Annotated in this window: 10 protein-coding genes and 1 pseudogene; 9 read left to right on the top strand and 2 right to left on the bottom strand. The window is 42.2% G+C overall.

The window, feature by feature from the left end:
• On the bottom strand, positions 1–536 hold a 536-nt coding region (locus CDG79_RS18705), incomplete at its 3' end, for a diaminopimelate decarboxylase family protein (protein WP_442946223.1).
• 92 nt (positions 537–628) lie between these two features.
• Between CDG79_RS18705 and rimI the strand changes: the two genes are divergently transcribed.
• Positions 629–1,180 (top strand): ribosomal protein S18-alanine N-acetyltransferase, encoded by a 552-nt coding sequence (gene rimI, locus CDG79_RS18700; RefSeq protein WP_094327350.1) that lies wholly within the window; start codon positions 629–631, stop codon positions 1,178–1,180.
• Between the two features lie 22 nt (positions 1,181–1,202).
• On the opposite strand, the gene CDG79_RS44875 is transcribed toward rimI, so the two are convergent.
• Entirely contained in the window at positions 1,203–1,334 is a 132-nt protein-coding gene (locus tag CDG79_RS44875) for a hypothetical protein (RefSeq protein WP_262985810.1), read from the bottom strand.
• 487 nt (positions 1,335–1,821) lie between these two features.
• Between CDG79_RS44875 and CDG79_RS18695 the strand changes: the two genes are divergently transcribed.
• The 8 genes and pseudogenes from CDG79_RS18695 to CDG79_RS43810 all read left to right on the top strand — a co-directional run bounded on the left by CDG79_RS18695 (position 1,822) and on the right by CDG79_RS43810 (position 11,327).
• Positions 1,822–4,290 carry an ATP-dependent Clp protease ATP-binding subunit gene (locus tag CDG79_RS18695; RefSeq protein ID WP_094343466.1) on the top strand — a complete coding sequence of 823 codons (2,469 nt, stop codon included), beginning with the start codon at positions 1,822–1,824 and terminating at the stop codon, positions 4,288–4,290.
• Positions 4,291–4,374: 84 nt separating this feature from the next.
• Positions 4,375–4,647, top strand: a complete 273-nt coding sequence (locus CDG79_RS18690; protein ID WP_317616592.1) for a hypothetical protein — start codon at positions 4,375–4,377, stop codon at positions 4,645–4,647.
• A 521-nt stretch (positions 4,648–5,168) separates the two neighbouring features.
• Positions 5,169–5,744 (top strand): TerD family protein, encoded by a 576-nt coding sequence (locus CDG79_RS18685; RefSeq protein WP_094343465.1) that lies wholly within the window; start codon positions 5,169–5,171, stop codon positions 5,742–5,744.
• A 10-nt stretch (positions 5,745–5,754) separates the two neighbouring features.
• On the top strand, positions 5,755–6,360 hold the full coding sequence (locus CDG79_RS18680; protein ID WP_094343464.1) for a TerD family protein: 606 nt from the start codon (positions 5,755–5,757) through the stop codon (positions 6,358–6,360).
• A gap of 21 nt (positions 6,361–6,381) precedes the next feature.
• Complete coding sequence (locus CDG79_RS18675) at positions 6,382–6,990, top strand: tellurium resistance protein TerA (protein WP_094343463.1); 609 nt, start codon at positions 6,382–6,384, stop codon at positions 6,988–6,990.
• Between the two features lies 1 nt (position 6,991).
• Entirely contained in the window at positions 6,992–7,687 is a 696-nt protein-coding gene (locus tag CDG79_RS18670) for a zinc ribbon domain-containing protein (protein WP_094343462.1), read from the top strand.
• 145 nt (positions 7,688–7,832) lie between these two features.
• Positions 7,833–10,778 (top strand): calcium-translocating P-type ATPase, PMCA-type, encoded by a 2,946-nt coding sequence (locus CDG79_RS18665; protein ID WP_094343461.1) that lies wholly within the window; start codon positions 7,833–7,835, stop codon positions 10,776–10,778.
• A gap of 276 nt (positions 10,779–11,054) precedes the next feature.
• A pseudogene (locus tag CDG79_RS43810) lies at positions 11,055–11,327 on the top strand (hypothetical protein).
• Positions 11,328–11,333: the final 6 nt, after the last annotated feature.

Here is an 11,333-nt window from a genome sequence, read left to right as displayed (position 1 = left end):
CTCCCCTGCTCCCCTGCTATTTCCACAAGGGTACGCAACTCATACCAGTTATCCGCCACAATGGTGACACCAGACTCGATCGCTAAGATTAGTTCTTCACGAGATTTATTATTGCCGTGGAGATAGATTTTATTGGGACTAACACCCGCTTGTAGGGCGGTGTAAAGTTCGCCCCCAGAAACTACATCGATTCCTAATCCTTCAGACGCAGCGATCGCACAAACGGCTAAACAATTCCAAGCTTTTGAGGCGTACAATACTTGAGATTCGCCCTTGTAGTACTGCTTGAAAGCATCTCGGTATTGCTGACAAGCTAAACGCAAGGTTTCTTCATCTAAAATATATAAAGGTGAGCCAAACTGCTCTACTAGGGTTGTGACATCACATCCACCAATTTCTAGGGAGTCATGATTATGAACTCTAGCAGTTAAGGGTAAAAGTTCCTGATTAGGTGAGGGATTCGCGTTTATATCGCGCCTTTGAGGTAAATATTGACTTCCAGAATGTTGAACCCCAGTGGGGTGAGTCGATACCATAAATATAAAAGTTGTCCTTGTTCAAATTACGGGCTTTGAGTTCGTCTCCCGATTCCCAGTTTACAAAGGGTTTGTAATCTTATTCAATAAATGTGATCTCATCAGACTTAGAAATTAAATTACTGACAACAGATAATCTCAGTGCAATTCTGGAACTAGATCGAGCCTGTTTTGGCGGACTTTGGACTCTGGAGGGCTACAAACGAGAATTGGATAGTCCCAACAGCGATTTACTCGGTTTATTTTCCCCGTCCAATAGCATAAGTTTGCTAGGAATGGGTTGCTTTTGGTCAATTTTAGACGAAGCCCACATTACAATTTTGGCGGTTCATCCCGAATATCACCGTCAAGGCTTAGGACAGGCTCTATTATATTCACTTATCAAGACAGCTTGCGATCGCAAAATGGAGCGAGCTACCCTCGAAGTGCGAGCTTCAAACTTGGGGGCTATATCTTTATATCAAAAATTCGGCTTCAAAACAGCCGGACTGCGGCGGCGTTACTACCAAGATAACGATGAGGACGCACTAATTCTCTGGCTCCCAGATTTACAACACTCCAAATTTAAAGCAATTTTAGACCAGTGGTATTCCATTGTCAGCGATCGCCTAGACAAATCCTCTTGGCACTTGATTTTTAAGTAGTTGGGGATTATTGAAGAAGAATTCAGGAGTCAGAATCAAGACGCTCTCTACGAGACGCTGCGCGTAGCTTGCTTCCCCACAGGGGTACGCGGACTCGCTTGCCGCCGGCGCTTTCTGGTGCATCTACTTCGTTAACACCCCCATCTAATTCCAAGCTACTAAATTGGAGATTTTAATGCTCTTGACCTTAAACCCTTGCTCTAACTGCATTTTCGCAGCCTGCCGTAGGCATCGCAGCAGGCTACGATCGGGCTTGCGATCGGCTTCAGCAAAAAAGAGCAACTTTGCTGGGGTTATTTTTATTTAAATATTTTATATAAAAATAAAATAATATAACAAAAGTATATATAATGTTTTTTTTGCTTGATATTTAAAAATTTATATGGTATATGTAGGTGTTTGGGATTAAGTAAGTAAATTCTGAATATAAGCAGTCAGCTATTTGTAATAAATCCCAAAAACGCTGGTGAACTAAAGCTCCTCAGTACACTAGCAACATAAAAGTAGTTAATAGTTAACAATTAGCCCATCAACTAAAGTCATAGCTTCAAGATGTCTATAATCTGTTATACAGGCATCCAAAAGCTTTGCCTGTGCTAAAATCAGCATACCGGCACGACCGCAGATGATGGGATAAAGCCATGTTTGAGCGCTTCACAGAAAAAGCCATTAAGGTAATCATGCTGGCCCAAGAAGAGGCCCGCCGTTTAGGTCACAACTTTGTCGGAACCGAGCAGATCCTCTTGGGTCTGATTGGCGAAGGCACTGGTGTGGCTGCCAAGGTGCTGAAATCAATGGGTGTCAATCTCAAAGATGCCCGAATTGAAGTTGAAAAAATTATCGGACGGGGATCGGGCTTTGTTGCCGTGGAAATTCCGTTTACCCCACGGGCAAAGCGAGTTTTAGAACTCTCCTTGGAAGAAGCACGCCAACTGGGGCATAACTACATTGGCACCGAGCATCTGCTGTTGGGCCTAATCCGCGAAGGGGAAGGCGTCGCAGCCAGGGTGCTAGAAAACCTCGGTGTGGATCTATCTAAGGTAAGAACCCAAGTCATCCGCATGTTGGGCGAAACGGCCGAAGTTTCACCAGGCGGTTCATCCGGGCGCACAAAAACCCCAACTCTGGATGAATTTGGTTCAAACCTGACCCAAATGGCGATGGACAATAAGCTCGATCCGGTGGTGGGACGCGCCAAGGAAATTGAGCGAGTAATTCAGATTTTGGGTCGCCGAACCAAAAATAACCCAGTGCTGATTGGGGAACCAGGGGTTGGTAAAACTGCGATTGCTGAAGGTTTAGCTTCACGCATTGCCACTAAAGATATCCCTGACATCCTCGAAGATAAACGCGTCGTTACACTGGATATTGGTTTGCTCGTAGCAGGAACCAAATACCGGGGTGAATTTGAAGAACGTTTGAAAAAAATCATGGATGAAATCCGCTCTGCGGGTAATGTCATTCTCGTGATTGATGAGGTACACACCTTAATTGGTGCAGGTGCAGCAGAAGGTGCTATAGACGCAGCTAATATCCTCAAGCCAGCTTTGGCCAGAGGTGAGTTGCAGTGCATCGGCGCTACCACCTTGGATGAATACCGGAAGCACATCGAGCGAGATGCAGCACTAGAGCGGCGTTTCCAGCCAGTGATGGTTGGCGAACCTACAGTTGATGAAACAATTGAAATTTTATATGGTCTGCGCGAACGCTACGAGCAACACCATAAGCTGAAAATCTCCGACGAAGCATTAGTGGCGGCGGCGAAGTTATCAGACCGTTATATTAGCGATCGCTACCTCCCAGATAAAGCCATCGATTTAGTTGATGAAGCTGGTTCTAGAGTGCGCTTGATTAACTCCCAACTGCCACCCGCAGCCAAGGAGTTAGACAAAGAACTGCGTCAGATATTGAAAGAAAAAGATGACGCGGTGCGCTCCCAAGACTTTGACAAAGCTGGGGAATTGCGCGATCGCGAAATGGAAATCAAAGCCGAAATCCGGGCGATCGCTCAAAGCAAGACCAATGCAACAGGTACAGAAGGTGAAGAACCTGTAGTTACAGAAGAAGACATTGCCCACATTGTCGCTTCCTGGACTGGAGTACCGGTGAACAAACTCACCGAATCTGAATCTGAAAAGCTGCTGCACATGGAAGATACCTTGCACCAGCGTTTAATTGGTCAAGATGAAGCTGTGAAAGCAGTTTCACGGGCAATTCGTCGCGCTCGTGTTGGTTTGAAAAATCCCAACCGACCCATAGCTAGCTTTGTCTTCTCTGGGCCTACTGGTGTAGGTAAAACCGAGTTGGCGAAGTCCTTAGCTGCTTACTTCTTCGGTTCCGAAGAAGCGATGATCCGCTTAGATATGTCCGAATACATGGAGCGTCACACCGTCAGCAAGCTGATTGGTTCCCCTCCAGGTTATGTTGGCTATAACGAAGGTGGTCAGTTGACCGAAGCCGTGCGGCGGCGTCCTTACACCGTGGTGTTGTTCGACGAAATCGAAAAAGCCCACCCCGATGTCTTCAACATGCTGCTGCAAATTTTGGAAGACGGTCGGTTAACTGATGCCAAAGGTCGCACGGTAGACTTCAAAAACACCTTGCTGATTTTAACTTCCAATATTGGTTCTAAGGTAATTGAAAAAGGCGGTAGCGGTATCGGCTTTGAATTCTCCGAAGATGCCAGCGAGTCAACTTACAACCGGATTCGCTCTTTGGTGAACGAAGAACTCAAACAGTACTTCCGTCCAGAGTTCCTCAACCGACTCGATGAAATTATCGTCTTCCGTCAGTTGAACAAGCCGGAAGTGACCCAAATCGCCGAAATTATGCTCAAGGAAGTATTTGGTCGTCTGACGGAAAAGGGTATCACCTTAGAAGTCACAGACCGCTTCAAGGATCGATTGATCCAAGAAGGTTACAGTCCCAGCTACGGCGCAAGGCCATTACGTCGGGCAATTATGCGCCTGTTAGAAGATAGCCTAGCAGAAGAAATTCTGTCTGGTCGTATCAAAGATGGCGATACAGCCCTTGTTGATGTGGATGAAAATGGCATTGTCCAAGTTAGTTCTCAACAGCGTCGGGAATTGTTACCCCAAGGTGTTGAGTAAGATTTAGGGTTTGGGATTTGAGTCTCAAATAAAAAATTAGAAAACGGTAGAGTATTAATTGCTCTACCGTTTTTTTGTTTGAATATGTCTAATGCAGACGACGAATACCGCGTCATTCCGCCGCAAGATCCAATGAAGAATAACTGGGAATTTACGGAAGTATGGATAGATCCAAGTCATTCCCCTCCATATGTTCTTTTATTGCTCTGTGATAGTGAAGAAAACTGTCATATTTATGATCCGGCACAGGGTTATAAAGTTGTATTTTCTACTAATAACTATGATGAAGCCAAGTTATATTTACTAGAAGATGAATTTGAATCAGTTCAAGGTAGGGTGTTAGCTGCGGAATTATAGCAGTTTTCAGTTGTGCAATACGCCCGATTATTGGGGAGTCCGAAACCAGAATCGTAGGTTGGGTTTCGTTCCTCAACCCAACCTACACCTATAGCGCGTATTGAGATAAAAAAGCTATTTAATAACTAATATAGTCTTTCCAAGCCTCAAATCTATATACAGAAAGACTTTGACATTGTTTTGCTTAGTGTATTGATATATCTGGGTTTAAGTTATTTTTGAGTATTTGGTGTATTTCCCTTACCCTGCATGAGTTTGAGGCTTGTTTATCCCTCAAACATGTTTAAGTCCCAGTAGTAACACTTAAAAAACTCAATTCAAAAAAATATAATTTAAGTGTTTTCCTTAAGGCATCTTGTAAAAAAAAACACGCATAATGATTGAAGTGAATGGTGTCTTAACGCTGTAGGTTCGGGTTATCAAGGCGGCTTACAAGCACTTCTCGAACGCTACAAATAGGCAATTATTTATTGCAGAGACATAACTGATACTAGTAAAAAATTTAAGGAGTCTACCAAATCATGGCAGTTACACTTACAAAAGGACAACGTGTATCACTCGACAAAGTTGCACCAGGACTAACTGAGGTATTTATTGGTCTTGGATGGGATGTCAAAGTAATGGACACTGGTTCCGCCTTTGACTTAGATGCATCAGTTTTCATGGTGGGGATTAACGAAAAACTAATTTCAGATAACCATTTCATTTTCTATAACAATCTTGTCAGCCCAGATCCAAATAAGTCAGTTCAACACACGGGAGATAATCTGACAGGCGTAGGCGATGGTGATGATGAAGTCATCAAGATTAATCTGCAAAAGGTTCCTGCTGATGTTCATCAAATTTTTATTACTGTAACTATTCATGAAGCCGCAGAACGGAAGCAAAATTTTGGTCAAGTTCAAAATGCTTTTGTGCGCGTCGTTAATGCTCAGAGCAATCAAGAAGTAGTCCGGTATGACTTAGTGGAGGATTACTCAATCGAAACTGCATTAATTATGGCTGAACTCTATCGTAAAGACGGAGAGTGGCGTTTAAATGCTGTTGGTTCAGGCTATCAAGGTGGATTAAAAGCTTTATTAGACCGTTTTAGCTAGGAGATTGAGTATGGCAATTAGTTTACAGAAAGGACAACGGATTTCACTTTCTAAGGAAGCACCTGGTCTAAGCAAAATGATGTGTGGACTGGGCTGGGATGTCGCTAAACGCTCAGGCGGTGGATTTTTTAGTAATTTTGGTGGCGGTGGTCAAAACTATGACCTAGATGCATCTCTAATCTGTCTGGATGCAAATGGCAAGTTAACAGCTAAAGAGAATATTATCTACTTCGGAAATCTTCAGCATTTGTCTGGAGCCATAACTCACACAGGGGACAATTTAACTGGTGCAGGTGATGGCGATGATGAAGTGATTATAGTTGATTTGCCGCGCATACCTGCCCAGATTGTTAAGTTAGTCTTCGTAGTCAATATTTACGATTGCATTGCCCGTAAGCAGGACTTTAGTCAAATTGAAAATGCTTTTGTGCGCCTGGTGAATGCAGCTAATAATAAAGAACTGGCTCGATATAACCTCTCCGGTAAGGAGTATTTGGGCATGACTGGGATGGTCTTGGCTGAAGTGTATCGACACAATGATGACTGGAAACTAGCAGCTATTGGGGATGGTGTCAATGTCAATGGCTTAGGTGAACTCGCTGGCTCTTACTCTTAAATACTAAGCAAACTTGTAATTATGGCTATTACACTTCAAAAGAGTGGCGATTCCCACAAAATAGACCTGAGTAAAGCAGGTAACTCTAAGCAACTGACGGTTCATATCAACCTGAATTGGAATCAGCAGTCCAATCAAAACGCTGGATTCTTTTCCAAGTTGCTTGGAGGTAACAATGCTCCTGACCTTGACTTAGGTTGTATGTATGAAACTGTAAATGGTGAAAAAGGGGTTATCCAGCCTCTAGGAGGAAATTTTGGAGCCAAAAATTCTTCTCCTTACATCTTTCTTGATAAAGATGACCGTACTGGAGCAGCCTCAGACGGTGAAAATATGTTCATTTACAGACCGGACACAATTAAACGAGTGATGTTTTTTGCCCTAATTTATCAGGGAACACCCGATTTTAAGTCTGTGGGTGGTCGGATGCTTTTCAAAATCAGTAATGGCGACGAAATTTATCTGGAACTTAATAACCCAGATACAAATCGACCTTTCTGTGCTGCTGCTATGGTAAGTAACATTGGCTCTGAAGTTACGATTTTAAAGGAAGAGAAATACTTTAGTGGACATAAAGAGGCAGACGATTACTATCGTTTTGGCTTTAGCTGGGTAGCTGGCTCTAAGTAAAATGTCGCTCTACGATCGCCTGAATTTAACTAAGACAAATCGTAAGCTGCAAGTTCCAATTTGGGAACGGATTAATCTTGATAGACCTTCAAAACCTCGCTGTCAAGGTTGCCGTTCTCATATCCAAACTAATTGGCGAGTGTGTCCATATTGTGGATGGTTAATTGTTTCAAAAAACAGCGAAGTTCGCCATTGTGTCTGGGTCAATATTTCAAACATGATTATCGGCACTGAAGATAATAGCACCATACTAGAAGTTATGGCAGATGCGCTTGCTAAAGTTTTCAGTGCTTTTAGGAGTGTCAATGTGTTTTTGACCTCAGAACCACCTGATGAAAAAGAGTGGAACCAAAACTTTACCCACGTCTATGTGTTTGTTGATCAAGAACCAGTTGACTATCTAGGAATTGCCAGTTTCCGTCATAGTAAAGTTACAGACCGTGCTGCTGTTCGTGTAGACCAAGTACTTCATGCTTCTTACCGAGTGAGTCTGAATCTGAGCCAATTGTCTAACTTGATTGCTAATACTATTACCCACGAAATTGGTCACACTTTGGGATTAGACCATTCCCAACTACCAACAGATGTAATGCACGATGGACTCGATCATGGAATTCACAGTTTGATGCCTCCCTCATTTCATGCCGAACAAATCATCTTGATGAATAATGCCATTCGTAAACATAAATCTTCATAGCATGAATTGGTATTGAACTTTTATCAAGTGTTGGAATTCGTCATTACTTACTTTGAAAAACATTCAATATTCTCCTTTGGCAGTCTTTTTATTAGCTAAAAGAGTTTTAGGCTTTGAACCATTTATTTAAATATAACCACTTAATATGCTTACTCGTAAAGTCAGCGATCGCGTTCTACCATTTCAGGGACTCACATCTGCTCAGGTAAAACTTAACCGCGAAAAATATGGTGCTAACGTTCTTACTCCCCCAGAACGAGAGCCATTATGGAAATTGTTCTTAGAAAAATTTGAAGATCCAGTAATTCGGATTCTGATGATTGCGGCTGCGATCGCTATTAGTGTCGGGATTTTTGAGGGTGAATATGCTGAAGGCTTAGGGATTGTAGCTGCTATCTTATTAGCGACAACTCTCGCTTTTTTCAACGAATACAAAGCCAGTAAAGAATTTGACATTCTCAATCAAGTTTATGATGAAGTTTCTATCAAAGTCATCCGGGATAGCAGCTTTACCACCGTTAAGCGCAAAGATTTAGTTTTTGGTGATGTTATATATGTAGAACAAGGTGAAGAAATCCCTGCTGATGGACAAATTTTAGAAGAAATATCTTTAGAAATTGACCAGTCAAAAATCACGGGAGAAGCGGAACCAGTTAAAAAGCTGACTCAGGCTGACGCAGAAAATCAACGTATTGAAGAAGGAACTTACCCAGCTTACAAAATTTATCGCAGTACGATTGTTGAACAAGGACAGGGTTATTTTGAAGTTACTGCTGTTGGTGACAATACAGAAATTGGTAAATTGGCAACAGCAATTGCTAGCATCGAAAACACAGAAGACACACCGCTTAATCATCAACTAGAAAAACTTAGTAAACTCATTGGTGTAGTTGGTCTTGGATTTGCTGGTTTCACTTTCGTATCTTTGCTGGTGCGCGGTTTTGTCACTAAAGAATTAAGCCTGAGTTCTCAACAGTGGTATGTTGTCGGACTGTCAATTATTAGTGTATTAATAATACTTAGCCGAGTATGGCTACCTGTAATTTATGATGGTCTGGAGCTAGCTGGTAGCAAACTTATAGCACCAAAATGGCTGGAAAATAATAGTCTTCCTAGTTGGCTAAAAACAGTTGGTATAGGATTAGTATTTTTCACTATCGGACTTGCTTTAGGCTATCCTCTAGGACTAATTCCTGGCTCTATAAATAACTGGGTTCCTGGTAGTGTTGCCAAAGCATTACTGCACTACTTTATGGTAGCTGTGACAATTATTGTGGTAGCTGTGCCAGAAGGTTTGGCGATGAGTGTTACTCTCAGCCTTGCCTACAGTATGAAAAAGATGGCGGCTTCCAATAATTTGGTGCGTCGGATGCACGCTTGTGAAACTATTGGTTCAGCTACAGTAATTTGCTCTGATAAAACTGGCACTCTTACCCAAAATCAAATGCGGGTGTATGAAGTCAATTTTCCTAGTTTAAATTCTCAACAGTTGCCAGCACTTAAAGATGTGAAAGGGTTAATTGCAGAGGCTATCGCAGTTAATAGTACTGCTGATTTAGAGAAAAAACCTTTGCAGGCTCCTCGTCCTATTGGCAATGCCACAGAAGGAGCTTTACTTTTATGGCTAGATAGCCAGGATAGTGATTACATATCTTACCGGGGTAATTTTCAAATAAAATCCCGAATGCCTTTTTGTGGTCAGAAAAAATACATGGGCACAATTGGCATTTCCTCTGTAACTGGGGAGGATGTGCTTTATGTGAAAGGAGCGCCAGAGGTAATTTTGGAGCGTTGTTCGCAAATTCTTACACAGCAAGGGCTAGAATCACTCAAGAATAAAGCCGCGATCGCATCTGCAATTAAAGAATATCAAAGAGGAGGAATGCGGGCATTAGGGTTTGCTTACCATGAAGTCTCACAGCATTTGAGTGAGACGAACTTGGACGAAATTGCTCACGACATGACTTGGCTGGGGTTTGTGGCAATTTTAGACCCCTTGCGTCCAGAAGTACCTGATGCTATCCAAGCCTGCTTAGATGCAGGAATACAAGTCAAAGTTGTAACAGGTGATAACTCGGAGACGGCTAAGGAAATTGCTCGTCAAATTGGACTTTGGCAAGAAGAAGATGACTTGAATAGCGGTTATTTACATTTGACTGGTCAACAATTTGACCAACTGAGTGACGAAGAAGCAAGTCAGGCAGTGCTGCAATTAAAGGTACTTTCCAGAGCGCGACCACTTGATAAGCTGCGGCTGGTGAAACTATTACAGGAAAATGGTGAGGTGGTAGGTGTCACCGGAGATGGTACAAACGATGCAGCTGCTCTCAAGCAAGCTCAGGTAGGTTTGGCTATGGGAAGTGGTACAGCGATCGCTAAAGAAGCCAGTGATATCATTTTGCTTGACGATTCTTTTCGCAGTATTGTAAATGCAGTTGTTTGGGGGCGATCGCTTTACCAAAATATCCAAAGATTTATTCTGTTTCAGTTAACAATCAACGTTGTGGCGTTAGGAATTGCTTTAGTCGGGCCATTTATCGGTGTAGCGCTACCTCTAACTGTCACCCAAATGCTCTGGGTGAACTTAATTATGGATACCTTTGCTGCTTTGGCTTTGGCGACGGAACCCCCTCATTTGAGCGTGATGCAGCACTCTCCTCGTAACCCAGAAGCTTTTATTGTCACCAAAGCAATGGCACAGAATATTTTTACTGTTGGGTTAGCATTTTTGCTTTTTCTGGTTGGTTTCTTACGCTATATCCGTCGAGATGGAGAAATCACTCCTTATGAGCTTTCCGTGTTCTTCGGCGTGTTCGTAATGTTACAGTTCTGGAATTTGTTCAATGCTCGATGCTTGGGGTTAAAGCAGTCTGCCTTCAAAGGTTTGTCTAAGAATAAAGGATTTGTAGCGATCGCTATTACCATTTGTGTAGGACAGATATTGATTATTCAGTTTGGTGGTAGCGTTTTTAGAACAGTACCTTTGTCTTTGGTAGACTGGATAAGTGTAATTGTTGCAACATCGACAGTGCTTTGGATTGGTGAGCTATGGCGCTTCATAATGCGGTTTAAATTAAAAAGTCATCTGTGAGAATCCTATTAACTACTGCAAATTTTGGCAAATCCTTGGTAAACCGATATCAAAAATAGCATCGGTAATTTTAATTCCAAGGCGTTGAGTATAATTTAGAGCTTGGGATTAAATCTCAAATAGAAAATTACAAAACGGTAGAGTATTTATTGCTCTACCGTTTTTTGCGTGAAAATATCTGGGTTTGCGATCGTTATATTCTTATCGTAGTTGGGAAATTTAGCTGTATAGCTTGGTAGGAGAATTAGTATACAACATGAACAAAGGAGCAAGGACGTGCAAAGCATACTTTTAAGCCGCGAAGAAGTTGGACGACGTGCGAAAGAATTATATTAAAATAGCATTCGTCAACAAGTGGAACGAGAAGAAAACATCGGTAAAATAGCGATCGTTGATATAGAGACAGGTGAATACGCAGTTGATAAAACAGGCTTATAATCGGCACGATATTTACGTAATAAACACCCATTTGCTCGACTTTTTGGTATTCGCATTGGTTATAAAGTCGCTGTTTCCTTCAGTGGTGAGATGGAGCGCGATTATCGGTGATTTCTG

Source organism: Nostoc sp. 'Peltigera membranacea cyanobiont' 232 (genome assembly GCF_002245985.1).
GTDB lineage: Bacteria > Cyanobacteriota > Cyanobacteriia > Cyanobacteriales > Nostocaceae > Nostoc.
Note: the sequence above shows the minus strand (reverse complement) of the source record. Positions and strands in the feature narration are given on the sequence as shown.